This window comes from Herbaspirillum sp. VT-16-41 (assembly GCF_001994935.1).
Classification (GTDB): domain Bacteria; phylum Pseudomonadota; class Gammaproteobacteria; order Burkholderiales; family Burkholderiaceae_D; genus Herbaspirillum; species Herbaspirillum frisingense.
In genome coordinates this window covers 237,102-263,362 of sequence record NZ_MUXB01000101.1, presented here as the reverse complement: position 1 = coordinate 263,362, position 26,261 = coordinate 237,102, and the positions used below count along the sequence as shown (strand labels likewise).

Genomic DNA, 26,261 nt, shown 5'->3' with positions numbered 1-26,261 from the left:
CACGCCGCAACAGTTTGCAGAGACTTTTTTAACCGCAGACTCCAAGTCGTTCTCGTACTAAATTGGGGAGCAGGTCAAAATACCCGGTAATTTTTATCGTCGATAATGACCGAGCAGGTAGGGATGTTTTTAAAAAAGCAGATAGTATTCGTGGTGGAAAAATAACAGGGACGGAAGCATTTGCTCGGATTTTTGGAAATTTGTACATCGTACCAATTCCATTGACGTCAGAAAAAACTGACTGCAGCATAGAGGACTTGTTTTCGGCAGCCGATTTAGTCGGCGGATTTGAGGGGAAGCCGTTCAACTTTTCGGACGAGGAGGTTGATCGAACTACGTTCGCTGATAAAGCCTGTTTTGCGCATGACTTCGTAGCAAAAAAAGCAGCCGAGTTGGATTGGAAAGGTTTTCACACCCTTCTTGGGAATATTGATGCTGCATTCAAAGATTATCAGAGGCGGTTAAAAGAAATTTGAGGCGCAACAGATAAATAATTTAATGGATCGTACTCATTAACTTATCAAGCATCAACGTTAATAATGCTACTTCCATTTGGAAGCACACATAGGCCTATGCGTACATTCGCTACTTCCGCGCGAAGAAAACAAAGGAGGATTCTCTTCGCGGGAAGGCAGTTTTTGGATTACTTCGATGTCTCATCGAGACTCAGTTTAGCCGCCTTAGTGAACTGCCCCCATAAAGTTGGACGGCCAATAGACGGTTAAGGCCTCAAGGGCTGGGTTCTTCATTGCACAGGACTCAGCCCTTTTAATTTTGTTTTGATGCGGTCGTGAACGGCCCATTCATTTATCGCATCAACATGGCGGAAGCAAAGCTTGGCATCTCACGCGCAAAAATCTATCGTCTGACCAACGAAGGCAGCTTAAAACTAGCAAAGATCGGTAAACGTTCGAGTGGATGTAATCACAGCTGCACGCATTACCTCCATGATCGAGAAGAACAAGGTCAGCCGCTGATGCTATAGTGGCGCCTCAGCAACACTTTGCGCGCACGTTCCAGCCTTCAAGGGTGAGTAGCCAAGTGGGTAGCCAGGCAGATCTTGCAGCTACCCGTACCGCGCAAAGCCGCACCACACAAAGACTTTGCACATATCATGAAAATCGCCACCTGGAACGTCAACTCCCTCAAGGTCCGCCTGCCGCAGGTCCTGAAATGGCTGGAAGAAAATCCGGTCGACGTGCTCTGCCTACAGGAAACCAAGCTCACCGACGACAAGTTTCCCGCCGCCGAGATTGCGGCCGCCGGTTATCTGGTCGAATTCTCGGGCCAGAAAACCTACAACGGCGTGGCCATCCTGTCGCGCCATCCGATGAGTGACGTGGTCAAGAACAACCCCTTGTTCCCCGACGAGCAGCAGCGCATCATCGCCGCCACCATCGAAGGTGTGCGCTATGTCTGCGCCTATATCCCCAACGGGCAGTCGCTGGAGTCCGAAAAGTATCCCTACAAGCTGAACTGGCTGGCGGCGCTGCACGAATGGCTGGCGCAGGAAAAGGCGAAGAACCCGCGCCTGGCGCTGCTGGGCGACTACAACATCGCGCCCGAAGACCGCGATGTGCATGATCCGGTGGCCTGGCAAGGTCAGGTGCTGGTGTCGGAGCCGGAACGCGAGGCCTTCCGCAAGCTGCAGGCGCTGGGCCTGACCGACTCCTACCGGCTGTTCGAACAGCCGGAGAAGATGTATAGCTGGTGGGACTACCGGCAGATGGGTTTCCGCCTCAATCGTGGCCTGCGGATCGACCACATCCTGCTGTCCGAAGAACTGGTGCCGCGTTGTACCGCCTGCGTCATTGACAAGGTGCCGCGCAAGTGGGAGCAGCCTTCCGACCACGCACCGGTGATTGCGACCCTGGCCGACTGACGCCGCCCACGGGCCAGCCAGTATCGACGAACGCCGCCTCAGGGTGGCGTTTGTTCTTTCTTGTTGCGCATGTTCTTTTCGAACTGCACATCGAGCTTGCTGACGCGCTTGGCCTTTTGCGGTCCCTGGGCGTTGACGAAGCTGACGAAGTCGTCCAGTTCCATTGCTTCATTGAGCTTTTCCAGCGGCTGGCCGGCCACGCGGCGGGTCAGGATGAAACGCTCATCGGAGGTGCGCAGCATGGAATACTCGCGCGATTCGGTGCGGCTGTTCAGGCGCTCGATGGCGCTGGCGGCGCGGGTCGATCTCATCATTGGGCCTCTTGCAATTTGAGCTGCCAGTAACCGACGTCGATCCAGCGTCCCATCTTGTAGCCGACCTCGCTGAAGACGCCGCATTTCACGAAGCCCAGGCTCTCGTGCAGGGCCACGCTGGCCGCATTGGGCTGGGCAATGCCACCGATGACCAGATGCACGCCCAGGGGTTTCAACTGCGCGAACAGCTCACCGTACAGCAGCTTGCCGATGCCGCGTCCGCCGGCGTCGTGACGCAGGTAGACCGAGCTTTCCACCGAGCGCTGGTAGGCCGCACGCGGCTTCCATTTGCTGGCGTAGGCATAGCCCAGCACCTCGCCCTCCTGTTCGAACACCAGCCAGGGAAACTGCGCCTGCACATCCGCAATGCGGGCGGCCATGCCCTCGACAGTCACCGCTTCGGTCTCGAAACTGATGACGGTGGTGTCGACGTAGTGGTTGTAGATGCCACAGATGGCAGCGGCGTCGGCGGCGGTGGCCGGGCGGATTGAGGGATGCATGACCGGAAGCTTTGAAGAGGGACGATGGGATGAAGCTGCCAGTGTAACCAAATTACGGCATCAGCGGCGGCCAGGTCCGGTATCGGCCGCCGCTTGCTGGCAGGGATCAGTCGCGCAGCGCCAGTCTCACCTGCTCCAGCGCTGCCGGGTCCTCGATGGTGGGCAGGTCGCCCGGATCGCGGCCTTCGCAGATCGACTGGATGGCCCGCCGCAGCAGCTTGCCGGAGCGCGTCTTGGGCAGGCCGGTGACGAAGAACACCCGTGCCGGGCGGCCGACCGCGCCGATCTGCTTGTCGACCACACCCATGATCTCGGCTTCCAGCGCCTTCCTCTGCTCCGGGGTGGCAATCGCGTCGGCCTGTTTGGCGATGGCAAAGGCAATCGCCACCTGCCCCTTCAACTTGTCTTCCACGCCGACCACGGCCACTTCGGAGACGTTGGGATGGCTGGAGATGCTCTCCTCGATCTCGCGGGTCCCCAGGCGGTGGCCGGCGACGTTGATGACGTCGTCGGTGCGACCGAGGATGAAGTAGTAGCCATCCTGGTCCTGGATGCCCCAGTCGAAGGTGGAGTAGACCTCCCGTGGCAGGCTGCGCCAGTAGGTGTTGACGAAGCGCGCATCGTCGCCGTACACGGTCTGCATGCAGCCTGGCGGCAGCGGGCCTTCGATGGCGACCACACCCTTCTGGCCGGCCGCGCAGGGCTCGCCGCTGGCCTCGTCGAGGATGGCCAGGCGGTAGCCCGGCATGGGCACGCCGGGGCTGCCAAGGCGGGTCGGCTTGTCGCTGATGCCCTTGGCGATCGAGATGATGGGCCAGCCCGATTCGGTCTGCCAGTAGTTGTCGATCACCGGCACCTTCAGCGCCGCCGAGATCCAGTTGGAGGTGGTCTCGTCCAGCGGTTCGCCGGCCAGGTAGAGTGCCTTGAGCGAAGAGGTGTCGTAGCGCTCCATGCATTCGGCCGGCTGTTTCTTGAGCACGCGGATGGCCGTCGGAGCGGAGAACATGCGGGTCACCTGGTACTTCTCGACGATGCTCCACCAGATGCCGGCGTCAGGCCGGATCGGCAGGCCTTCGTAGAGCACGGTGGCCATGCCGGCGATCAGCGGGCCATAGACGATGTAGGAGTGGCCCACCACCCAGCCGATGTCGGAGGTGCAGAAATAGGTCTCGCCCGGCTTGCCGCAGAAGATGTGCTGCATGGACGACGCCAGCGCCACCGCATAGCCGCCCACGTCGCGCTGCACGCCCTTGGGCTTGCCGGTGGTGCCGGAGGTGTAGAGCACGTAGCTGGTTTCATTGGACTCCAGCCAGGTCACCGGGACCGGCTGGCCCAGGTGCTGTGCGCGCAGGACGGCGTAGTCGACGTCGCGCTCCGGCGTGCGCGCCATCGGCGCCAGGCCGCGATCGACCAGCAGCACACGCTGCGGCTTGTGCTGCGCCAACTGGATAGCATCGTCCAGCAGGCCCTTGTAGGGAATCACCTTGCCGCCGCGCGAGCCGGCATCGGCCGAGACGATCAGGCGCGGCTGCGCATCGTCAATACGCGAAGCCAGGCTGTTGGACGCAAAGCCGCCGAACACCACCGAATGCACCGCCCCGATGCGGGCGCAGGCCAGCATGGCGAACACCGCCTCGGCGATCATGGGCATGTAGATCAGCACCCGGTCGCCGCGCTGCACGCCCAGGGCCAGCATGGTGGCGGCCATGGCCTGCACTTCGCGATGCAGTTCGGCGAAGTCGTAGACGCGTTCGCTGTTGGTCTCGGTGGAAATGGCGATCAGCGCTGCCTGCGAGGCGCGTTCGGCCAGGTGACGATCGACGGCGTTGTAGCACAGATTGGTCTTGCCGCCGATGAACCAGCGCGCAAAGGGCGCGCGCGAATAATCCAGGGTGCGGGTGAAGGACTCTTCCCAGTGGATGCGCTGTGCTTCTTCGGCCCAATAGGTGTCGGGATGCTCGATGGAGCGGCGATAGAAATCCTCGTATTGCATGACGTCTCCTCATGTCTTTCGTATTGGAAAACTGTGTTCGCCCTGGACATGCGTGGTCTGCGGGTCGATCGTCGACGGCTTGATACCGGGTGTCGGCTTGCAGCACCCCCTGTCCGGCCTTCATGCGACGTTTGATCCAGTCTTGCACCTGAAGCTTACGGGTGGCTGAATTCGCCCAGCCGGCGCCGCTTTGCGGCTGATGCAGATCAAGCGCGACGACGAAAAATGCGGATGCGATGTCACCGGTACGAGACCGGCGACATGCCAGAAGAAGAGGAAACGAAGGAGGAGGGAGAAACGCGCCGCGGTCAGCTCATCGCCACGGCACGCTGCACAGCGGATGCAATCAGCGCGTGCGGCAATCGTTGGCGAGCTGCTGCCCGATCTTGGAATTGAGCAGCATGGACTTCGACGGAATCTGGATCCACACCAGGCCTTCGCCCTTGTTCTCCAGTCGCACTGCACCGGTCGAGGTGCTGACCGGGTTCATCATGTAGCTACTGCCTTTCCACACCAGCGTGACGCCGTCGGTCACCCGGCCATCCATACGGATCTCGACCTTGTTGCCCATCTCGCAGCTGAAGGCGCCGGTCTTGAGCTGGGTCGCCCAGCTGGGCTGGGTGGCCGCCGGGGCCTGCAGCAGTTGGGGCAAGACCGGCTTGGTGTCGCTCACCGGTACCGGGGTGTTGGAAGAACAGGCGGCCAGCACGGAACTGGCGGCCGCACACAGGCAGACCTGCTTGAAAAAACGACGGGAAGCGATGGCAGCAATCATCGGATGATCCATGGAGAGTCGGGGGCGGAGATGGGCCGGAAGCGGGCCAAAAACGAGCCGAAAACGGCCCGACCGCATCTTAGCAAGTAATTACACCGGACTCGACCACATGTAACGCTTGTTACAAATCCGGAAGGCGACGGCCCCTGCCGCTGGCCGCCGCTTCCATCGCTGCACTGCTTCACCACTATTGCACTGCGGCGCTACTGCTCCCCTTGCTCCCCTCCCCCTACCCTGCCGCCCGCTTGCCTTACTTGCGCTTGGCGATGGGCACGAACTTCAGATCTTCCGGGCCGACATAGTTGGCCGACGGGCGGATGATCTTGTTGTCGATGCGCTGCTCGATGATGTGCGCCGCCCAGCCCGAGGTGCGGGCAATGACGAACAGCGGCGTGAACATCGCGGTGGGCACGCCCATCATGTGATACGACACGGCCGAGAACCAGTCCAGGTTGGGGAACATCTTCTTGATGTCCCACATGACCGTTTCCAGGCGTTCGGCGATGTCGAACATCTTGGTCGAGCCGGCTTCCTTGGAGAGCTTGCGCGCCACTTCCTTGATGACCTTGTTGCGCGGGTCGGAGATGGTGTAGACCGGGTGACCGAAACCGATCACCACTTCCTTGTTCTCCACGCGGCGACGGATGTCGGCTTCGGCTTCGTCCGGGTTGTCGTAGCGCTTCTGGATCTCGAAGGCCACCTCGTTGGCGCCACCGTGCTTGGGGCCGCGCAGCGCGCCGATGGCGCCGGTGATGGCCGAGTGCATGTCCGAGCCGGTACCGGCGATGACGCGACCGGTGAAGGTGGAGGCGTTGAACTCGTGCTCCGCGTACAGGATCAGCGAGGTGTGCATGGCCTTTTCCCAGGACTCGGAGGGCTTCTCGCCGTGCAGCAGGTGCAGGAAGTGGGCGCCGATGGAATCATCATCGGTTTCCACTTCGATGCGGTTGCCGTTGTGGCTGTAGTGGTACCAGTACAGCAGCATGGAACCCAGCGAGGCCATCAGGCGGTCGGCGATGTCGCGCGCGCCGGGGGTGTTGTGGTCATCCTTCTCCGGCAGCACGCAACCCAGGGCCGAGACGCCGGTACGCATCACATCCATCGGATGCGAGGCCGCAGGCAGCCATTCCAGCGCCGCCTTGACGTTGGCCGGCAGGCCGCGCAGGGCCTTGAGCTTGGCCTTGTAGGCGCGCAGTTCGGCGGCGGTGGGCAGCTTGCCGTGCACCAGCAGGTGGGCGATCTCTTCGAACTCGCAGCTGTCGGCCACGTCCAGGATGTCGTAGCCGCGATAGTGCAGGTCATTGCCGGTCTTGCCGACGGTACACAGGGCGGTGTTACCGGCGGTGACGCCGGAGAGGGCAACGGACTTCTTGGGCTTGAAACCTGCGGCTTGTTGTTCGCTCATCGTGTTCTCCTCGTAGCGTGTTCGGTGAAAACTGAATTGTCGGAAGGGATTACTTGTTCTTCTGCTGGGCAAACAGCGCATCCAGGCGCTGCTCGTAGCTGTGGTAGTCGATGCGGTCGTACAGTTCCATGCGGGTCTGCATGGTATCGACCACGTTCTTCTGGGTACCGTCGCGGCGGATCGCCTGATAAACGTTTTCGGCCGCCTTGTTCATGGCGCGGAAGGCCGACAGCGGATAGAGCACCAGGCCGACGTCGGCGCCCTTGAGTTCGTCCACGGTGAACAGCGGGGTCGAGCCGAATTCGGTGATGTTGGCCAGGATCGGCACCTTCACCGCATTGGCGAACTGCTTGTACATACCCAGGTCGGTGATGGCTTCCGGGAAGATCATGTCGGCACCGGCTTCGACGCAGGCCACGGCGCGCTCCACGGCGGCCTCCAGGCCTTCCACGGCCAGTGCATCGGTGCGCGCCATGATGACGAAGTTCTCATCGGTACGGGCATCCACGGCGGCCTTGATGCGGTCCACCATTTCCTGCTTGCTGACGATTTCCTTGCCGGGACGGTGACCGCAGCGTTTGGCGCCGACCTGGTCTTCGATGTGCATGGCGGCGGCACCGAACTTGATCATCGACTTCACGGTGCGGGCCACGTTGAAGGCCGAGGCGCCGAAGCCGGTATCGACATCGACCAGCAGCGGCAGGTCGCACACGTCGGTGATGCGGCGTACGTCGGTGAGCACGTCGTCCAGATTGGAAATGCCGAGGTCGGGCAAGCCCAGGGAACCGGCCGCGACGCCGCCGCCGGACAGGTAGATGGCACGGAAGCCGGCGCGCTTGGCCAGCAGGGCGTGATTGGCGTTGATCGCGCCGATGACTTGCAAGGGGGATTCTTCCTGGACGGCCTGGCGGAACGCTGCGCCTGCGGAGTGGAGAGCCATGATGGACACCTTCTGTAAGGGTTGCTGGAGGTAGCGGACTATGGAGGGCCCTATTGCAACGGCCGTGCCATCGCACTGCAACATCCTGCGAAACCTGGCGGGCCTGTTTTGGGGTGATGTGAAACTTCCTTCCAGATCAATGACTTGCGAACGAAACCTGGCTCCCCTGTCACGCCAGCAGGCAGGCCGGACGGGCGATCCGGAGGCATGCCACCCTGTTTCATCAGTGTTACACTAACGTTTCACTGAAACATGGTGAACGTTTCTTCCTGGCTGGCTTCAGGCCTTTCCAGTCATCATCAGTCAGCTTCAGCCACCCAGCGCCACGCCCATGAAACGCCCTGCCCCCACCGACCGCCACGCCGACAAACCCGTGATCTGGACCGCTTCGGTCTCGCGCCTGTCGGAGCTGTTCCGCGACATCACGCTGGAGTTCGACGCCCTGGCCGACATCGAGCCCATCCACCTGGGGTTCGACGAGGCCGTACGCGAGATCCGCGAGCGCCTGGCCACGCAGCGCTGCGACGTGGTCATCTCGGCCGGCTCCAACGGCGCCTACCTCAAGAGCCGGTTGCCGGTGCCGGTGGTGGTGGCGCGTGCCAGCGGCTTCGACGTGATGCAGGCGCTGGCACGGGCGCGCCAGATCACCACCCGCATCGGCCTGGTCAGCTATCAGGAAGAGATGCCGGCGCTGACCGAGTTCCAGCAGATGTTCGGGCTGGACATCGCCCAGCGCACCTATGCCACCGAGGAAGATGCGCGGGCCGTGGTCAACGAACTGAAGGCCGGTGGCATCGAGGCCGTGGTGGGTGCCGGCCTCATCACCGACCTGGCTGAAGAGGCCGGCATGCACGGCATCTTCCTGTACTCCTCGGCCACCGTGCGCCAGGCCTTCGAGGATGCACTGGAACTGGCGCGCCTGACCCAACTGGAGAGCACGCGTGGCCCGCTCCTGCCGGTGGCCGACAGCCTGCGCGCACGTCATCACCTGAAGGACTTGCGGGGCGACTCGGCTGCCATGGAAGCGGTACGGCAATCGATCACGCTGTTTGCCCGCTCGCCGGCCAGCGTACTGATCCAGGGCGAGACCGGCACCGGCAAGGAGCTGGCGGCGCAAGCCATCCATCGCGCCCATCCGCTGATGCAGGGCAAGACCCAGGCAAGCCATCCCTTCGTGGCCATCAACTGCGGCGCGCTGGCGGAGTCGCTGCTGGAGTCCGAACTGTTCGGCTATGAAGAAGGCGCTTTCACCGGTTCGCGCCGGGGTGGACGTGCCGGCGTGTTCGAGGCGGCCCATCGCGGCACGCTGCTATTGGATGAGATCGGCGAGATGCCGCTGCCGCTGCAGACCCGCCTGCTGCGCGTGCTGGAAGAGCGCGAGGTGGTACGCGTCGGCGGCACGCGTCCGATCCCGGTGCAGGTGCGCATCATCAGCGCTACCCATTGCGACCTGGAGGCCAGGGTACGCGAGGGCCGTTTCCGGGCCGACCTGTATTACCGGCTCAGCGTGCTGCGCCTGCCCCTGCCACCGCTGCGCGCACGCAGCGACGACGTGCCGGCACTGACCGAGTGGCATCTCAAGCATGCGCTGGCGGCACTGGATGCCCGCCCGCATGCCAACCTGGGTGCGGAAATCCTGCGCTGCTCGCCGCTGCTGTGCGCCTACGCCTGGCCGGGCAATGTGCGTGAACTGCGCAACCTGATGGAACGGCTGGCCCTGTTCCTGGCGGCCGAACCGCTGCAGGCGCTGACCCCGGCCCTGATCCTGCGGGTAGCACCGGAACTGGCGCAGCACGCCAGCATGGCCAGCGCGACCGCGCAGGAACCAGATGTCATCACGGCCGCGCCTGACGATGCGCAGATCCAGGCCGTGCTGCGCCGCTATCGTGGCAATCGCGCTGCCGCCGCACGCCATCTGGGGATGAGCCGGACCACCCTGTGGCGCCGCTTGAAGCAGCTAGCGGATGAGGTCGACGAAGCTCAGCAATGAGCCATCGGGTGTAAATCATTTACCCGATGCGACAGGCTTCCTGCGTCCTGATAATCCACCGCAGCGCGCCTTGACAGCCCCGCACTGCGGCGCCTATCCTCGCCCGCTGTAACGCCCACGGCCGATCGCATTTGCCCCGTGAGCGCGACAGGGAGCCCATAACCATCATTCAACCAGCCAGGCAGTCGTCCGCCCCGCCCGGGCGAGACCGGCGCGCTGCTCCTCCATCCACAGCTATCCATCAGGGAGTCTCCATGACCAGCAACACCACGGCGCCTGGCGCCGCCACCACGCACCCGCAGGCGCGGCGCGCGATCATCTCGTCTTCCATCGGCAATGCGCTCGAATGGTTCGACATCCTGATCTACGGCGCCTTCGCCGTGGTCATCGCCAAGCAGTTCTTCCCCACCGGGGACGACAGCGTTTCGCTGCTGCTGACCTTCGCCACCTTCGGCGTGTCCTTCTTCATGCGTCCGCTGGGCGCGGTGGTGCTGGGCGCCTATTCGGACCGCGCCGGCCGCAAGGCGGCACTGATGCTGTCCATCATGCTCATGACCATCGGCACCGCCATGATCGCCTTCATGCCCAGCTATGCCAGCATCGGCCTGCTGGCACCGGCCGGCATTGCACTGGGCAAGATGATCCAGGGCTTCTCGGCCGGTGGCGAGTTCGGTAGCTCCACCGCCTTCCTGGTGGAACACGCACCGCATCGCCGTGGTTACTTCTCCAGCTGGCAGGTGGCCAGCCAGGGCATCAGCCTGTTGCTGGCGGCGATCTTCGGTGCCGTGCTCAACAACATGCTCACGCCCGAGCAACTGGCTTCCTGGGGCTGGCGCGTGCCGTTCTTCTTCGGCCTGCTGATCGCACCGGCCGGCATCTACATCCGTCGTCACCTGGATGAAGCACCGGAATTCAAGGAGTCCAGCGAAAAGACCAATGCGCCCCTGCGCGACACTTTCACCAGCCAGAAGCTGCGCCTCCTGATCGGTTCGGGCAGCGTCATCATGGCCACCGTCTCGGTCTACCTGTCGCTCTACATCCCGACCTACGCGGTCAAGCAGCTGGGCCTGCCGGCATGGTCGTCATTCGCCGCAATGTCGGTGGCCGGCCTGATCATGTTCATCGGCTCGCCGCTGGTGGGCGCGGCCTCCGACAAGATCGGCCGCACGCCGTTCATGATCGTCAGCAGCGCCCTGTACATCGTGCTGACCTATCCGATGTTCGTGTTCCTGACCAATTCGCCGGGCTTCCTGCAGCTGCTGTTGCTGCAGACCGTCATCGGCGTGCTCATGACCATGTACTTCGCCGCCATGCCGGCCCTGCTGGCCGACATCTTCCCGGTGGCCACGCGCGGCACCGGCATGTCGCTGGCCTATAACATTGCGGTGACCATCTTCGGCGGCTTCGCTGGCCTGATCATCACCTGGCTGATCGACTTCACCGGCAACAAGCTGTCGGTGAGCTACTTCGTCATCTTCGGCGCGGTGCTGAGCCTGATCGCTTCGGCGGCGGCGCGTTATGTGCTGAAGCTGCGCTAAGCAGCGATCGCGTAAATGATATAAATCGTTTCTCCCGGCAGTGTGGCGGGAGAAAATAAAAATGGCCTGGATCGCGAGATCCAGGCCATTTCCTTTTTTGTTTGCCGCCGCCTCTTCCCCTTGTTGCTCCTGCCCACGCGGCGGCACGCGGGCAGGCCTCCCCTGCTTGACTCGAGTTGGATCAGATGTGATCCAGTGCTAGCCGATCAATCGTCCTCGGCACCGCCAATACCCAGCTCCTGGATCTTGCGGGTGATGGTGTTGCGGCCGATGCCCAGGCGCACGGCGGCGTCGTTCTTGCGGCCGTGGGTGTGCTTGAGGGCGATCTTGATCAGCGCGGCTTCGAACTGGCGACCGAGGATATCCATCACCTCCGGCTGCTCCGAGGCCAGCATCTGCGCGGCTTCGGTTTCCAGCAGCGAGATCCAGTTGCCGGCGACGGCTTCAGCCGGTACCGCGCCTGCCGACAGCTCGGGCTGGGCCAGCGGTGCAGGCGTTCCGGCAGCCGAGGCCGGTGCCGACACGATCTGCGCCGGTTGCGGTGCATGCACGCGTTCTTCCACCAGGTCCTGCGGCAGGTCCTTGATTTCCACGGTCTGGCCCGGGGCCATGACGGTGATCCAGTTGCACAGGTTTTCCAGCTGGCGCACGTTGCCGGGGAATTCCAGTTGCGACAGGAACTGCATGGCCTGCGGTGACAGGCGCTTGGCTTCCACGCCCAGCTGGCGGGCGCTCTGGGTGAGGAAGTAGCGCGCCAGGATGGGAATGTCTTCGCTGCGCTCGCGCAGGCTTGGCAGGCGCAGGCGGATGACGTTGAGGCGGTGGTACAAGTCCTCGCGGAACAGGCCTTCGCGCACCCGGTGTTCCAGGTTCTGGTGGGTAGCGGCGATGACGCGCACGTTGGCCTTGAGCGATTGATGGCCGCCGACGCGATAAAAGTGGCCGTCGGAGAGCACACGCAACAGGCGCGTCTGCAGGTCCAGCGGCATGTCGCCGATTTCATCGAGGAACAGGGTGCCGCCCTCGGCCTGCTCGAAGCGGCCACGGCGCATGGCTTGCGCGCCGGTGAAGGCGCCGCGTTCATGGCCGAACAGTTCGGATTCCAGCAGGTCCTTCGGGATAGCGGCCGTGTTCAATGCCACGAAGGGCTGGCTGGCGCGCGGGCTGTGCTTGTGCAGGGCGCGTGCCACCAGCTCCTTGCCGGAGCCGGATTCGCCGGTGATCAACACCGTCACGTTCGATTGCGACAGGCGACCGATGGCGCGGAACACGTCCTGCATCGCGGGCGCCTGGCCGAGGATTTCGGGGGTCTGTGCGGCACCTTGCTCGATATCGGTTTCGCGCAGGCTTTCATCCAGGGCGCGACGGATCAGTTCGACCGCCTTGTCGACGTCGAAGGGCTTGGCCAGGTATTCGAAGGCGCCGCCCTGGAAGGCCGAGACGGCCGAGTCCAGGTCCGAGAAGGCTGTGATGATGATCACCGGAATCCCGGGGTGCTTGGCCTTGACGGTCTGCAGCAGTTCCAGCCCGGAGGCGCCGGGCATGCGGATGTCGGAAACCAGCACTTGCGGCGTGCCGTTCTGCAGGGCCGCCATGGCATCGCGTGCGCTGGAAAAACTCTGCGTGGCGAGATTTTCTCGGGCCAGTGCTTTCTCAAGCACCCAGCGTATCGATTCGTCGTCGTCAACAATCCAGATCGGTTTCATAAATAGCTTTTTCCTGCGTTGGTCATGCTGTTAATGCTCCCGCGGCCACGACGCTTCTGGCGCCGTGCCACAGCCCCCATGATGACGGGATGCCTTCCGTCATTCCGGCTTTGGCGCGCCGCCTGCGGCCATGGGCTCACGGCAGCGGTATAAGTATTCTGAAATCGGTACAACCCGGCCGGCTGTCGCATTCGATCACGCCCATGTGCTGATGCACGAAGGTCTGCGCCAGGGTCAGCCCCAGTCCGCTACCACCCTCCCGACCCGACACCAGGGGATAGAAGATTCTTTCCTGGATGTCTGGCGGAATACCCGGACCGTTATCGATGATATGCAAGTCTAGTGCCAGCCGGTATCTGACCTTGGATAGCGTCACCTGGCGGGAAACGCGGGTACGCAGGATCAGCTCGGCGTCACCCGCACGGATGCGGTCGGCCAGTGCCTGGGCCGCGTTGTGGACGATGTTCAATACCGCCTGGATCAGCTGTTCCTTGTCGCCCCGGAATTCGGGGATGGAAAGATCATAGTCGCGCTTGATGGTCAGCCCCTGCGGGAACTCGGCCATCACCAGGCTGCGCACGCGCTCGCACACTTCGTGGATGTTGACGTCGCCCACGATGTGGGGATGGCGGTGCGGTGCCAGCAGGCGATCGACCAGGGTCTGCAGGCGGTCGGCTTCCTTGATGATGACCTGGGTGTATTCGCGCAATTCCTTGAGGTGGCGCTCGGGCAGTTCCAGCTCCAGCAACTGGGCTGCACCACGGATGCCGCCCAGCGGGTTCTTGATCTCGTGGGCCAGGTTGCGGATCAGTTCCTTGTTGGCCTGGCTCTGGTCGAACATGCGCTCTTCACGGTCCAGCTTCAATTGCTGGACGTTCTCGCGCAGCTCCAGCAGGACCGGCATGTCGGTGCTGTCCAGGGGCGTAACGATGGTGTGCACCTGCAACGGCTCGCGGTTGGCGCGTTCCAGCACCAGGTCCAGGCGCTTGTCGGCAAACTGGTGTTCGATGGCCTGGTAGAACAGCGCGGTCAGCTCCTTGCCATTGAGGAAGAGCTCCGACAGCTTCTGCTGCGAGAGCACCTTGAAGGAACTCTCCAGCAGGTTCTCGGCGGCAGCGTTGGCATAGACGATGCCACCGGCAGCGTCCAGGATGATGACGGCCGAGGCCAGCAGGTCTAGACCATCGAGGGAAGGAAGAGGTGTCTTCATGGGAGGATTCGTGATGCCAGGGGTCATGTCGTCTTGCTCGGGCTAGTGCAGTCATTGACCAGTCTGTCTAGCAATTTTCGGGCGCACTTCCCTGCCATGGGCCGCGCCGCTGCGCATAAAAAAAGGGGAAGCAAGCTTCCCCTTTTTCTCCGGATGCGGATTCGATTACAGCGAGTAGTACATGTCGAATTCGATCGGGTGCGTGGTCATGCGGAAGCGTTGGACTTCCTGCATCTTCAGCTCGATGTAGGCATCGATCATGCTGTCGGTGAACACGCCACCACGGGTCAGGAACTCGCGGTCCTTGTCCAGGTGTTCCAGGGCTTCGTCCAGCGAGGCGCAGACGGTCGGGATCAGCTTGTCTTCTTCCGGCGGCAGGTGGTACAGGTCCTTGGTCGCAGCTTCGCCCGGGTGGATCTTGTTCTGCACGCCATCCAGACCGGCCATCAGCAGAGCCGAGAAGCACAGGTACGGGTTGGCCAGGGGATCCGGGAAGCGGGTTTCGATACGACGGCCCTTCGGGTTGGCGACGTGGGGGATACGGATCGAGGCCGAGCGGTTACGGGCCGAGTAGGCCAGCTTGACCGGGGCTTCGAAGCCGGGGACCAGACGCTTGTACGAGTTGGTGCCGGGGTTGGTGATCGCGTTCAATGCCTTGGCGTGCTTGATGATGCCGCCGATGTAGTACAGCGCGAATTCCGACAGGCCGGCGTAGCCGTCGCCTGCGAACAGGTTCTTGCCATCCTTCCAGACGGATTGGTGCACGTGCATGCCGGAGCCGTTGTCGCCGACCAGGGGCTTGGGCATGAAGGTAGCGGTCTTGCCGTAGGTGTGGGCAACGTTCCAGATCACGTACTTCAGGGTCTGGGTCCAGTCAGCGCGCTCGACCAGGGTCGAGAACTTGGTGCCCAGTTCGTTCTGGCCAGCGCCAGCCACTTCGTGGTGGTGCACTTCGACGGGGATGCCCAGGGATTCCAGGATCAGGGACATTTCCGAACGCATGTCCTGGAAGCTGTCGACCGGGGGAACCGGGAAATAGCCGCCCTTGACGGTCGGACGGTGGCCGGAGTTGCCGCCTTCGATCTTGGCGCCGGTGCTCCAGGAAGCTTCTTCGGAGTCGATCTTGACGAAGGAGCCGGACATGTCAGCACCCCAACGCACGCCGTCGAAGATGAAGAATTCGGGTTCCGGACCGAAGTAGGCGGTGTCGCCCAGGCCGGAGGACTTCAGGTAGGCTTCAGCGCGCTTGGCGATGGAGCGCGGATCACGGTCGTAGCCCTTGCCGTCGGACGGCTCGATCACGTCACATTGCATGAAGAGGGTGGTCTCTTCCATGAACGGGTCGATGTTGGCGGTGTTCGGGTCCGGGATCAGCAGCATGTCGGAGGCTTCGATACCCTTCCAGCCGGCGATCGACGAACCGTCGAAGGCGTGACCGGATTCGAACTTGTCGATGTCGAAATGCGAAACAGGCACGGAAACGTGCTGTTCCTTGCCACGGGTGTCAGCGAAACGGAAGTCAACAAACTTGACTTCGTTGTCCTTCACCATCTTCAAAACCTCTGCGGCCGTCCTTGCCATGCGAATCTCCTAAAACGAGGAAGTAGTATAAATTGGGGTGTGAGCCGTTTTCTGCGACTGGATCTTTGCATTTGATACAACGGTCTTGCGCCGAACTCAGTCGCGGATGATAGCAGATTCCATGCCATCGACCTTTGGGGTAGCCCGATAATGGAATATTTTAGGGAGGACGCGGCCTTCGGGCCGTTCCCCACGGTGCAGGAATCAGCACGACAAGCCTTGTTTTGGTGCACTTTTCTTCTTTTGCACCAAAATATTTCATTTTTAGGTCGAACACCTCGATTTGCACATTGATGGTGCGTGCGCCGTACTGGGGCATCCTGTAACTCCGGCTGCGCGATGCACCGACTTGGAAATTGCCGAAATGTTTATATTGTTTAGAATCAAGTCTTTCAGTGGGCTGCGCGGCTGATCCTGCCATCGTCGGCCTCACCCATGTTGACCCGTTCCGAGAATTCCACGTCCCCTTCTTCCCGAGATCAAATGCCATGAGCCCCCACGACATCCTTTCCAAAGCCCAGCAACGCGGCGCCGATGGCCAGTTGCCCTATGCCGGCGCAGTCACGCCGCAGGAAGCGCTGGCCCTGCTCCAGGCCGATCCTAGCGTGAAGCTGGTGGACGTGCGCACGCGCGCCGAGCGCGACTGGATCGGGACCGTGCAGATTCCGGCGGCGCAGCACCTGGCGGTGCAATGGAATCTCTACCCCGAGGGCAAGCCCAATCCGGAGTTCCTGCCGCAATTGAAGGAAGTCACCCTGCCCGATGAAGTGCTGCTGTTCCTGTGCCGCTCCGGCGTGCGCTCCAAGCACGCGGCCAAGCTGGCCACGGAACATGGCTACACCCGCTGCTTCGACATCCTGGAAGGCTTCGAAGGCAACAAGGACGCGGCCGGACATCGCAAGACGGTGGAAGGCTGGTGCTTCGGCGGGCTGCCCTGGGTGGGCGCCTGACGCCAACCCGGCAACGCTGATCAGGATTGAAGGCTGCGCGCCTGCAGTGCATTGCCCAATGACTGCAGCAGCAGGCTGATCGCATCGGCAGCGCCAGGGCCGCCGAGCAGGGCTTCGTCCACGCATTCCAGCAAGGCCACGATCTCGGCCCGGCCCATGGTCAGCGCCGCGCCCCGCATACGGTGGGTGAGCCGGCTCATGCGGGCGGCATCGCCCTCCTCCCGCGCCTGCTGCAGGGCCTGCAGATCATGCAGGGAGGTCGTCAGGAACAGCCGGGCCAGGTCCTGGTCGTGTTCTTCCTCGGGACTGGCGGCCTCGCCTTCCTCGCCCAGCTCGTGATCGCACCACAGCGCCAGCAGGCGGCGGATGGCCAGGGTCTGCAATGGCTTGTCGAGCATCCCGTCCATGCCGCTGTCCAGGCAGCGCTGTACGTGCGCAGGATCGGCCTCGGCCGAGATGCCGATCAGCGGCGTGTAGGGCCGCTCAGGCTGCGCCTGTTCCAGCTGGCGGACCTGGCGCGCCACGTCCTGGCCCAGGATGTCCGGCAGGAAGCAATCCAGCAGCACCAGCCCATAGGAGCGGGCCTGGATCGCTGCCAGCGCGGCGGTGCCGTCGGCGACGCTGTCGACCTCGCAACCCATCAGCTGCAGCCGGCTTTGCATTGCATACCGGATGGTGGCCGAGTCATCAACGAGCAGCACCCGCGGCCCACTGTCCTTCATCATTGCAACTCCCTATGTGGTGCGCTTTACAGGTCCTTGATCTGGTATTCGATCTTGAACAGTTCATTGTCGCTGCGCACGCCCAGCTTGCGGAAGGCCGATTGCTTCTGCCCGCTGATGGTCTTGACGCTGCGGGCAAACTTGTCGGCGATGTCAGTCACCGACAAGCCATCCAGGCAGCAGCGCAAGACTTCGCGCTCGCGTGGCGACAGGTTGGGCATGTCCGACAGCGAATCCGAGGAAGGCGGTGTCGCGCGCGCACGGCGCGCCGGACGCGCTTCGGACTTGCCACCGGATACCGGCTCAGCCACCTGCATGGCCGCCAGTTCGCGGGTCAGGGCCGCATTGTGGTACTCCCGCCCCAGCCCGATGGTGCGGATGGCCTGGATCAGTTCGCCCAGCTCCTGCGACTTGCCCACGAAGCCCCGCGCCCCCGCCTTCATGGCCATGGCCACGGTGGCCGCATTGTGATGCGCCGAGGTGACCAGGATCTTGCTGCGGGGGAAGCGCACGCGCAACGCCCGGATCAGGTTCAGACCATCGATGTCATTGCTGCCCAGCGAATAATCGATCAGCAGCAGGTCCGCTGGCGACGCGCGCAGCGCGGTCATCAACTCCTTGCTGGTGGCGAAGGCGCCGACGACTTCGAAGTCCGGCTCCTCGGCCAGTCGCTTCGCCAATCCGTATCGAACCACGGCGTGGTCGTCAAGCAAGGCGATGCGCATCGCCGAAGCCAGTGTCCATGTCATCCTTGCCCTTTGCTCTCTGTCGTTGTTCGATTTTTGTCCGTTTTATATCCGCTTTTCCCCCGAATCCGGCGCGGCGGCGAGGCGCCATTGTGGGGCGCTGGCCCCGCATCGGCAAGCCAGTATCTGTTGCTTAAACAGGTCTCGAATCCGGCTCCGGTTTTCGAAGGCGCTATTGTGGTGGAGCCCAGGCCCAGGGCGCATAAGAATCGTCTGAAAAATATCGCTCTCTCGCAAAACTTCTGCCGTTTTGGGGCAGCTCGGCTCCCGCGTGACAAGAGACTGACAAACAGTCACAGGAAGCGTGTGCGAACGACAACCATCCCTGCCCCGATGGACGGGCTGCTCATCTGCTGCTCATAAGCTGCTCAGCGAGATGTCAGCTGACCGGCCTATGATCGGCGCTGCTTGCATTACACTTTTTTACAGCCATCAAGTGAAGCATTGCGCATACTCGGCAAGAATTTCTCAACAAATTTCGAGACCACAAGGCTCATCCATGCGTCCGCTGCGCCCAGCCCCGGTGTTGTTGTTGGCCTTGCTGATCTGCAGCCTGGCACGCGCCGCCACGCCGGTCGACGAGGTCCCGCTGTCGCCCTCGGAGCGCGCCCTGCACGTGCTCAACCGCCTGGGCTACGGACCCCGCCCCGGCGCGCTGGAAGAGGTCGAGCAGATGGGCGTTGCACGCTACATCGACCAGCAACTGCACCCCGAACGCATTCCCCTGCCGGCCGACCTGCAGGCTCGACTGGCGGCCCTGCCGGCACTGCAGATGACAACCTCGCAACTGTTCGTCGATTACGGTCCCCCCTCCTTCAACCCGAAGGCCAGCAAGGAAGAACAGCAGGCTGCCCGCCAGCGCGCACCCCGCGAACTGACCCCGCAATTCCACATGGCGCGCCTGCTGCAGGCCACCGAAAGTCCGCGTCAGCTGGAAGAAGTGATGACCGAATTCTGGGCCAATCACTTCAATCTCTTCGAGGGCAAGGATTGGGTGCGCTACTGGGTGGGTGACTACGAAAAGAACGCCATCCGTCCCTATGCCCTGGGCCACTTCCGCGACCTGCTGGGCGCAGTGGCGCATCACCCGGCGATGCTGTACTACCTCGACAACTGGCTCTCCAGTGGTGTCGGTACGCCCGGTGCGCGGGGCCGCTTCAAGGGACTCAACGAAAACTACGCACGTGAACTGATGGAGTTGCACACCCTGGGCGTGGATGGCGGCTACCAGCAGGCCGATGTCATCACCCTGGCGCGCATCCTCTCGGGCTGGACCATCGACGTCGATGCCATGAAGGCCGGCGCGGCGCCCTTCAGCTTCAACGCCCAGCGTCATGACGCCGCCCCCAAGGTCTTCCTCGGCAAGCCACTGGCGGCCAGCGGCTACCAGGAGGGCGAGGCGGCGCTGGACATCCTGGCCAGCCATCCTTCGACGGCGCGCTTCATCTCCACGCAGCTGGTGCAGTACTTCGTCTCCGACCAGCCCGATCCGGCGCTGGTGCAAAAGCTTGCGCAGACCTTCCTGTCCACGCGCGGCGACATCCGCGCCGTCCTCAAGACCTTGTTCGACAGCCCGCAGTTCTGGGCGCGCAGCAATTACCAGACACAGTTCAAGACGCCGTATCAATTCGTGGTCTCGTCCCTGCGCGCAAGCGATACGACGGTGCGTAACGGCAAGCCGGTCAGCGGCGCGCTGGCACAGTTCGGCATGCCGCTGTATGGCTGGCTCACGCCCGAAGGCTACAAGTATTCCCAGGCGGCCTGGCTCAATCCGGACGCCCTGCTGCGACGGATCAACTTCGCTGGTGGCCTGGCCGGTGGCAAGTCGCCGATCGCGCGCCTGGAAGGCGCGCCGCAACCCACCGATAGCGAGGCCCGTCCGCCCGATCCGCAACAGCTGCTGCGCACGCTGGGCCCGGCCATCACACCCCAGGCCGTCGCCCGTATCGATACCGCACCCGCGAATCAGCGCACTGGCCTGATCCTGGGCAGCCCCGATTTCATGAAACGCTGATCCACTGTCGAGGACTTCCATGAACCGTCGCGATTTCATCCGTTACCTGGGCGCCGCCGGCAGTGGCGCCGTGCTGGTGCCGATCGGGCTGTCGGGTTGCGCCGTCGTCCCCGCTGACGACCATAGCATCAGCCACGCCGGCCACACGCCGGGCCAGGTGGCCTACGGCTCTCCTGCCCCGCGTGCGCGTGCCAGCGGCGACGGTGCCCCGCGCATGGTGGTGGTGTTCCTGCGCGGCGCGGTGGATGGTCTGAACGTCGTGGTGCCCCATGGCGATCCGCTGTATTACCAGGCCCGCCCGAGCATCGCCGTAGCGCGTCCCGGGCAGGCCAATGGCGTGCTGGACCTGACCGGCTACTTCGGTCTGCATCCATCGTTGCAGCCGCTGCTGCCGTACTGGGAGAGTGGCCGGCTGGCCTTCGTGCAGGCTTCCGGTTCACCCGACGGCTCGCGCTCACACTTCGAGGCGCAGGACATGATGGAAACCGGGACACCCGGCCAGCACAACACGCGCGACGGCTGGCTCAACCGGGTCATGGACTACCTGCCGCCGGCCGAATCACCGCTACAGGCCATCAACGTCGGCAGCGCCACGCCACGCATTCTGAGCGGCCGCAATGTGGTGGCCAACCTGCAGAGCGGACGCGAAGCCACCCGCCCCGGCATGATCGACCAGCCGCGCTGGAGCCAGCTGTTCGACCCGCTCTATGGCGCCGACGATGCCCTGGGCAAGGCCTATCGCGATGGCATGGCAGCGCGCAAGCAACTCATTGCCGAGATCAATAGCCAGGAACAGCAGATGGCCAACAACGGCGCGCCGCTGCCCAACGGTCTGTCGCTGGACACCGCCCGCCTGGGTCGCCTGATGCGCCACGACCCGCGCATCCGCCTGGCTTTCCTGGCCGTCGGGGGATGGGATACCCACATCAACCAGGGCAATGGCACCGGACAATTGGCCGGCCGCCTTTCGCCGCTGGCCAGCGGGCTGGCGACCCTGGCGCAGGAACTGGGACCGGCCTTCAACGACACGGTGATCGTGGTGATGTCCGAATTCGGCCGCACCTTCCGCGAGAACGGCAACGGCGGTACCGATCATGGTCACGGCAATGCAATGTGGCTGATGGGCGGCAACCTGCGCGGCGGCAAGATCTATGGACAATGGCCGGGCTTGAACCAGGCGGCCTTGAACGAAGGGCGCGACCTGGCCATCACGACGGATTACCGGGCCGTGCTGTGCGCATTGGCCGAGCGGCATATGCGCATCCCGGATCGGGCGCTGGACAAGGTCTTTCCGCAATATGCTTCCGGCAGCAAAGGCCTGCCGCCGCTCTTCATCTGAAACGACGCAGCCATTCCTCGCGCAAGGATCCCGGACGGGCATCCCTTACTTGAAATCGACTGAATCGATATCGGTTGCTGCGCCCACGGCTGTGGGCTCGCTCCACATCAAATGCGACACTGGATCGAATGTCATAGCGTCGGCCCGTTGGCGATTTTCCAGGCCAGTTTCGAAAATTTACGCCGCGACACAGTGTTAGCCTTCTGCTCTCGTTAACGCAGCCTATTCCGATATCCGTGGAAATCGGGATGCGAATCCAATCCCGTCGATTCCCAGCTATGTGGGAACGCATAGCTAATACAGAAACGGAATTTCAATGACAGACGTCAGAAAGGCGCCGTACTACCGGCTACAAAAAAGTCTATTCGGTTCGGAGTTAAGAGAGTTCAAGGCAGCCAAAGGGTGCATACCACTTGATACGCCTAAAGGTGTATCCCTGGAACGACCTGCCCCCGGCGCGAAGCAACCGCTGTCACCCACACCACCCGCTGCGGCAGCGACCGTCAAGAAGGCAGCCCAGAGACCGAGGCCTGAACAAGTACCGAAATCGGGGCAAACGAAAACGCGGCAGTTGCTCATGCAGCTTGACGCTGAGGTTTGCGAAAACCCTCCGATTTTTGACCTCCAGGACGTGCCGGACGCGATGGATAAATTGGGCTGGCCCGTCTCGGCAAAACTCGCTCGAATGTGGTTCGCCGGTCTGGCTCATACCTATGACGACCAACCATCGTCCGAGCAGCCCCTTAATGATCGTGACGTTACTCTTGAATGGGCATTGAAATTCGGGCGTGTCAGGAAGAAATACGAAGGCTTTCTGGCCAAAGATATCTACAGCGAACGGGCTATCGGCGCTGCGACAGAAGCCGTGAAGGCCTTCGTTCGAAGGGCTTTCGAGGATCGAAATTCAGTATTGAGCTTTAATACCTCTACGTTTCTGGTCGACCTTCGGAAATTCCACGTCGATTGGCAGTTTCAGAAATTGCTGATCAGTGACCGGGACACGTTTGACGCCCTCACGCTGACAGATCTCACAGGATCGCTGGCGAATTTCAATATCTATGCTGCGATAGGAAACGTCGAGGTTGCGACTGAAAAGTACTTCAGATATGAAAGAGGAAGTACCCGCTACTGCCTCAATGCCACAGGAAGAATTACGCACATCTATGTCTACGTAAAAGACAATTACTCGTTCAACGGAAACCAGTATTTAGGTCACTGGAATAAGCACGGAATCATTATTGCCCCAGGCTCGTGGCTTACCGGTTCAAGATCGTCCAAACGTGACTCGGATATAGACGTCTGGGTGAAGGCGCTCCACAAACCGGTAGATACGCGTCGAGCTCTATTCGGGAAATTCAAGGAGGCTGACGTCTACTTTCCGGTATTTAACGACGACTACAATCGATGGCGAGAGAAACACCAGCGGGGCGGGGACTTTATGGTGTACTCGCAGCCCCTTTACCTCAAATTGAAGAAAGCAATCGACCTCAAACTTGGTGAGATATGCCGATTAGAACCCTTAAATTCCTTGGCGTAATTTCTCTGATCTTCCTTGGGGTCGGTTTGCTCGTTCATTTATCGCGGCCCCACTACGGACGCTGTGATTTCTACGATAGTCCGGATACGCTGGATGGTGGAGTCAAGCTGTTGAACGGCGTCTCATACCGGTTCCAGATGTGCGGCTCCGGTGGTCACGATCAAGATGGCACGGACGATGAAATTGAACTGAAGGTTTTCAACGACAAGGAAACACTTCTTGCCCGGCGCTATTTTTCAGTCAATTGGTATGCAGGGCGAAGCTTTCACGCGCCATTGCGCTACGAAGCCGATGCTGTTCGGTACATTGATGTGACCGAAAACTCAGAATTCGATAAACGCCTGAGCATGCCACCGACAAAGTGGGACTGGATTCAAGCCAGGCTGCCGTTATTCTGAGCCAGGCCTCGGCGAGATTTTCTAGCGAAAAGTGATAGCCCAGAAGAACCCCAACAATCATCGGGGGCAATCTAGCGCCTGCTCACACCAAATCTGCGAGTGCAGATTTAGTAAGAACAGGCGCTAGACAAACGACAAAGCCTTGGCGCGAGCCAAGGCTTTGATTCTTGATCAGCCGGCGGACGCTTTCCTTGCGTGACAAGTGCCGCTGCCGCCGCTCACTCCGCCTCGGCAATCCAGGCCGCCTGGATCGCTTCCAGGATGCGCTCTCCCGAGCGGTTGGGATCGTCCTCGAATCCATCGAGTTCCATCACCCAGCGATGCAGGTCGGTGAAGCGGATGGTCTTGGGATCAGTATCCGGGAACTTGTCATAGAGTTCCTCGGCGATCTGCTGGGTGTCGGTCCATTTCATGTCGATCTCCCGGCACGGCCGATGCCGCGCCTGCTCAATGGTTTTCGGAGGCGTGGTTGATGGTGTACTTGGGGATTTCGACGGTCAGGTCTTCTTCGCCCAGCACCACCTGGCAGGACAGGCGGGAGGTGGCCTCCAGGCCCCAGGCCATGTCCAGCAGGTCTTCTTCCTTGTCGGTGGGGTCGTCCAGCGAATTGAAGCCTTCGCGGATGACCACGTGGCAAGTGGTACAGGCGCAGGATTTTTCGCAGGCGTGCTCGATGTCGATGTCGCTGTCCAGCAGCGCATCGCACAGGGTCTTGCCGGCCGGGGCGTCGATCACCGAGCCTTCGGGGCAGAGGACCGGATGGGGGAGGATAACGATCTGGGGCATGGTGGCTCTCGGGTCTTTCTACAATGTTCGGGTCAGGACATCGCTCAGGCGACTTCATCCAGCTTCTTGCCAGCCAGTGCGGCATGGACGCTGCGGTCCATGCGGCGGGCGGCGAATTCTTCGGTGCCATGGGCCAGGGCGTCAACCGCGGCCTTGATGGCGAGGTGATCATTGCCCTGGGCAGCGGCGGTGACGGCTGCCATCTGCACTTCGATGTCAGCACGCTCCTGTTCGGACAGCAAGGCAGCATCGGCCTGCAGCGCCGAGCGGGTGGCCAGGACGATGCGTTCGGCTTCGACCTGCTCTTCCCGCAAGGCACGACGTTGCATGTCCTCATCGGCAGAACTGAAGGACTCTTGCAGCATGCGGGCGATCTCGTCGTCCGCCAGGCCATAGGACGGCTTGACGGTGATGGAGGCTTCCACGCCGGAGGTCATCTCGCGGGCCGACACGGCCAGCAGACCGTCGGCGTCGACCTGGTAGGTCACGCGGATGCGCGCCGCACCGGCGGCCATGGGGGGAATGCCGCGCAGTTCGAAACGCGCCAGCGAGCGGCAGTCGGCCACCAGTTCACGCTCGCCTTGCACCACGTGGATGGCCATGGCGGTCTGGCCGTCCTTGAAGGTGGTGAACTCCTGGGCACGCGCGCAGGGAATGGTGGAGTTGCGCGGAATGACCTTCTCGGCCAGGCCGCCCATGGTTTCGATGCCCAGCGACAGCGGGATCACATCCAGCAGCAGCCAGTCGTCGCCCGGCGCACGGTTGCCGGCCAGCAGGTTGGCCTGCACGGCCGCGCCCAGCGCCACCACCTTGTCGGGGTCGATGTTGGACAACGGATTGGTCTTGAAGAACTCGCCCACGGCGCGGCGGATGTGCGGCATGCGGGTGGCACCGCCGACCAGCACCACGCCGTCCACATCTTCCACGGTCAGGCTGGCGTCGCGCAGGGCCTTGCGTACCGGCGCCATGGTCTTGGCCACCAGGTGCTGGGTGATCTCGTTGAATTGCGCGGCGGTGATGGAGAGATGCACTTCCTCGCCGGAGCGGAGCACGGCATCGATCTGCACTTCGTCCTTGGTGGACAGCAGTTCCTTGACCTCGCGTGCCTTGACCATCAGGAGACGGGTGTCTTCGTCCGACAGCGGCTGCAGCTGGGCTTCGTGACTGATCCAGCAGAACAGGCGGTGGTCGAAGTCGTCGCCACCCAGGGCCGAATCGCCACCGGTGGCCAGCACCTCGAAGACGCCACGGGTGAGCTTGAGGATGGAAATATCAAAAGTACCGCCACCCAGGTCGTAGACCGCGAAGATGCCTTCGGAGGAATTGTCCAGGCCGTAGGCGATGGCGGCCGCCGTCGGTTCGTTCAGCAGGCGCAGCACGTTGATGCCGGCCAGTTGCGCGGCATCCTTGGTGGCCTGGCGCTGGGCATCGTCGAAGTAGGCCGGCACGGTGATGACGGCACCCACCAGGTCGTCGCCCAGGGCGTCTTCGGCGGTCTGGCGCAGCGTGGCCAGGATCTGGGCCGAGATTTCTACCGGGCTCTTCACGCCGGCCACGGTCTTGATCTGCACCATGCCGGGCTGGTCCTGGAAGTCATAGGGCATGTTCTCGGCGTGGGCGATGTCCTTCAGGCCACGGCCCATGAAGCGCTTGACCGAGATGATGGTATTGCGCGGATCGGTGGTCTGCGCGGCCTGTGCCTTGTAGCCGATGTTGGCGTGGCCGTTGGGCAGGTAGCGCACCACCGAGGGCAGCAGCACGCGGCCGTCGTCGTCGGCCAACACTTCAGGGATGCTGTTGCGCACGGTGGCCACCAGCGAATTGGTGGTGCCCAGGTCGATGCCGATGGCCAGGCGACGCTGGTGCGGCGCGGTGGACATGCCCGGTTCGGAAATCTGCAGTAAAGCCATAGGTGTTGTGACTCGTCGTGATGCG

The 26,261-nt window shown here is 62.2% G+C and carries 24 protein-coding genes; 9 read left to right on the top strand and 15 right to left on the bottom strand.

Annotation, left to right across the window (positions count from 1 at the left end):
- Positions 1 to 62 precede the first annotated feature (62 nt).
- Entirely contained in the window at positions 63 to 476 is a 414-nt protein-coding gene (locus BTM36_RS27785; RefSeq protein ID WP_139347135.1) for a hypothetical protein, read from the top strand.
- 638 nt (positions 477 to 1,114) lie between these two features.
- On the top strand, positions 1,115 to 1,882 hold the full coding sequence (gene xth, locus BTM36_RS12125; RefSeq protein ID WP_077236458.1) for an exodeoxyribonuclease III: 768 nt from the start codon (positions 1,115 to 1,117) through the stop codon (positions 1,880 to 1,882).
- 38 nt (positions 1,883 to 1,920) lie between these two features.
- Here the strand turns inward: xth and BTM36_RS12120 are convergent, their stop codons facing one another.
- The 6 genes from BTM36_RS12120 to prpB all read right to left on the bottom strand — a co-directional run bounded on the left by BTM36_RS12120 (position 1,921) and on the right by prpB (position 7,809).
- Positions 1,921 to 2,193, bottom strand: coding sequence for a hypothetical protein (locus BTM36_RS12120; protein ID WP_077236475.1), 273 nt, complete (start codon positions 2,191 to 2,193; stop codon positions 1,921 to 1,923).
- Positions 2,193 to 2,696, bottom strand: coding sequence for an arsinothricin resistance N-acetyltransferase ArsN1 family B (locus BTM36_RS12115; RefSeq protein ID WP_006712791.1), 504 nt, complete (start codon positions 2,694 to 2,696; stop codon positions 2,193 to 2,195). The genes BTM36_RS12120 and BTM36_RS12115 overlap by 1 nt, the downstream gene beginning before the upstream one ends.
- Before the next feature lie 106 nt (positions 2,697 to 2,802).
- Positions 2,803 to 4,689, bottom strand: coding sequence for a propionate--CoA ligase (locus tag BTM36_RS12110; protein WP_077236457.1), 1,887 nt, complete (start codon positions 4,687 to 4,689; stop codon positions 2,803 to 2,805).
- Between the two features lie 346 nt (positions 4,690 to 5,035).
- Positions 5,036 to 5,464: a hypothetical protein gene (locus BTM36_RS12105; protein WP_006712794.1), complete on the bottom strand. Its 429-nt coding sequence runs from the start codon at positions 5,462 to 5,464 to the stop codon at positions 5,036 to 5,038.
- 250 nt (positions 5,465 to 5,714) lie between these two features.
- Positions 5,715 to 6,869 (bottom strand): 2-methylcitrate synthase, encoded by a 1,155-nt coding sequence (gene prpC / locus BTM36_RS12100; RefSeq protein WP_077236456.1) that lies wholly within the window; start codon positions 6,867 to 6,869, stop codon positions 5,715 to 5,717.
- 49 nt (positions 6,870 to 6,918) lie between these two features.
- Positions 6,919 to 7,809 carry a methylisocitrate lyase gene (gene prpB / locus BTM36_RS12095; protein WP_006712799.1) on the bottom strand — a complete coding sequence of 297 codons (891 nt, stop codon included), beginning with the start codon at positions 7,807 to 7,809 and terminating at the stop codon, positions 6,919 to 6,921.
- A gap of 331 nt (positions 7,810 to 8,140) precedes the next feature.
- On the opposite strand from prpB, the gene prpR reads away from it, so the two are divergent.
- Positions 8,141 to 9,799: a propionate catabolism operon regulatory protein PrpR gene (gene prpR / locus BTM36_RS12090; RefSeq protein WP_077236455.1), complete on the top strand. Its 1,659-nt coding sequence runs from the start codon at positions 8,141 to 8,143 to the stop codon at positions 9,797 to 9,799.
- Between the two features lie 254 nt (positions 9,800 to 10,053).
- Positions 10,054 to 11,337, top strand: a complete 1,284-nt coding sequence (locus BTM36_RS12085; protein ID WP_006712803.1) for an MFS transporter — start codon at positions 10,054 to 10,056, stop codon at positions 11,335 to 11,337.
- 206 nt (positions 11,338 to 11,543) lie between these two features.
- Here the strand turns inward: BTM36_RS12085 and ntrC are convergent, their stop codons facing one another.
- From ntrC to BTM36_RS27780, 4 genes are all read right to left on the bottom strand, one after another.
- Positions 11,544 to 13,043 (bottom strand): nitrogen regulation protein NR(I), encoded by a 1,500-nt coding sequence (ntrC, locus tag BTM36_RS12080; RefSeq protein WP_077236454.1) that lies wholly within the window; start codon positions 13,041 to 13,043, stop codon positions 11,544 to 11,546.
- Between the two features lie 136 nt (positions 13,044 to 13,179).
- The gene (gene glnL / locus BTM36_RS12075; RefSeq protein ID WP_006712806.1) at positions 13,180 to 14,253 is read right to left on the bottom strand and encodes a nitrogen regulation protein NR(II); all 1,074 of its coding nucleotides are present in this window, start codon (positions 14,251 to 14,253) and stop codon (positions 13,180 to 13,182) included.
- A 165-nt stretch (positions 14,254 to 14,418) separates the two neighbouring features.
- Positions 14,419 to 15,834, bottom strand: a complete 1,416-nt coding sequence (gene glnA, locus BTM36_RS12070) for a type I glutamate--ammonia ligase (protein ID WP_034331334.1) — start codon at positions 15,832 to 15,834, stop codon at positions 14,419 to 14,421.
- A 160-nt stretch (positions 15,835 to 15,994) separates the two neighbouring features.
- Positions 15,995 to 16,324, bottom strand: a complete 330-nt coding sequence (locus BTM36_RS27780) for a hypothetical protein (RefSeq protein WP_139347134.1) — start codon at positions 16,322 to 16,324, stop codon at positions 15,995 to 15,997.
- Here BTM36_RS27780 and BTM36_RS12065 point away from each other — a divergent pair.
- Positions 16,323 to 16,784: a rhodanese-like domain-containing protein gene (locus tag BTM36_RS12065; RefSeq protein ID WP_077236453.1), complete on the top strand. Its 462-nt coding sequence runs from the start codon at positions 16,323 to 16,325 to the stop codon at positions 16,782 to 16,784. The two genes, BTM36_RS27780 and BTM36_RS12065, sit on opposite strands and share 2 nt — an antisense overlap.
- A gap of 20 nt (positions 16,785 to 16,804) precedes the next feature.
- Here BTM36_RS12065 and BTM36_RS12060 read toward each other — a convergent pair whose 3' ends face one another.
- Both BTM36_RS12060 and BTM36_RS12055 read right to left on the bottom strand, forming a co-directional pair.
- Entirely contained in the window at positions 16,805 to 17,509 is a 705-nt protein-coding gene (locus tag BTM36_RS12060) for a response regulator (RefSeq protein WP_077236452.1), read from the bottom strand.
- A 23-nt stretch (positions 17,510 to 17,532) separates the two neighbouring features.
- The gene (locus tag BTM36_RS12055; protein WP_077236451.1) at positions 17,533 to 18,255 is read right to left on the bottom strand and encodes a response regulator transcription factor; all 723 of its coding nucleotides are present in this window, start codon (positions 18,253 to 18,255) and stop codon (positions 17,533 to 17,535) included.
- 496 nt (positions 18,256 to 18,751) lie between these two features.
- Between BTM36_RS12055 and BTM36_RS12050 the strand changes: the two genes are divergently transcribed.
- The 4 genes from BTM36_RS12050 to BTM36_RS28995 all read left to right on the top strand — a co-directional run bounded on the left by BTM36_RS12050 (position 18,752) and on the right by BTM36_RS28995 (position 23,540).
- Positions 18,752 to 20,266, top strand: a complete 1,515-nt coding sequence (locus BTM36_RS12050; protein WP_077236450.1) for a DUF1800 domain-containing protein — start codon at positions 18,752 to 18,754, stop codon at positions 20,264 to 20,266.
- A 19-nt stretch (positions 20,267 to 20,285) separates the two neighbouring features.
- Entirely contained in the window at positions 20,286 to 21,605 is a 1,320-nt protein-coding gene (locus BTM36_RS12045; protein ID WP_077236449.1) for a DUF1501 domain-containing protein, read from the top strand.
- Between the two features lie 316 nt (positions 21,606 to 21,921).
- Positions 21,922 to 23,142 carry a DUF6402 family protein gene (locus BTM36_RS12040; RefSeq protein ID WP_254426986.1) on the top strand — a complete coding sequence of 407 codons (1,221 nt, stop codon included), beginning with the start codon at positions 21,922 to 21,924 and terminating at the stop codon, positions 23,140 to 23,142.
- A complete protein-coding gene (locus tag BTM36_RS28995) occupies positions 23,109 to 23,540 on the top strand; it encodes a hypothetical protein (protein WP_241813340.1) in 432 nt (143 codons plus the stop codon). The genes BTM36_RS12040 and BTM36_RS28995 overlap by 34 nt, the downstream gene beginning before the upstream one ends.
- 218 nt (positions 23,541 to 23,758) lie before the next feature.
- Here BTM36_RS28995 and iscX read toward each other — a convergent pair whose 3' ends face one another.
- From iscX to hscA, 3 genes are read right to left on the bottom strand one after another with little or no spacing between them, the layout of a single operon-like run.
- Positions 23,759 to 23,953: a Fe-S cluster assembly protein IscX gene (gene iscX, locus BTM36_RS12030; protein WP_077236448.1), complete on the bottom strand. Its 195-nt coding sequence runs from the start codon at positions 23,951 to 23,953 to the stop codon at positions 23,759 to 23,761.
- A 34-nt stretch (positions 23,954 to 23,987) separates the two neighbouring features.
- Positions 23,988 to 24,326, bottom strand: a complete 339-nt coding sequence (fdx, locus tag BTM36_RS12025; protein ID WP_006712821.1) for an ISC system 2Fe-2S type ferredoxin — start codon at positions 24,324 to 24,326, stop codon at positions 23,988 to 23,990.
- Between the two features lie 44 nt (positions 24,327 to 24,370).
- Positions 24,371 to 26,236 (bottom strand): Fe-S protein assembly chaperone HscA, encoded by a 1,866-nt coding sequence (hscA, locus tag BTM36_RS12020; RefSeq protein WP_077236447.1) that lies wholly within the window; start codon positions 26,234 to 26,236, stop codon positions 24,371 to 24,373.
- Positions 26,237 to 26,261: the final 25 nt, after the last annotated feature.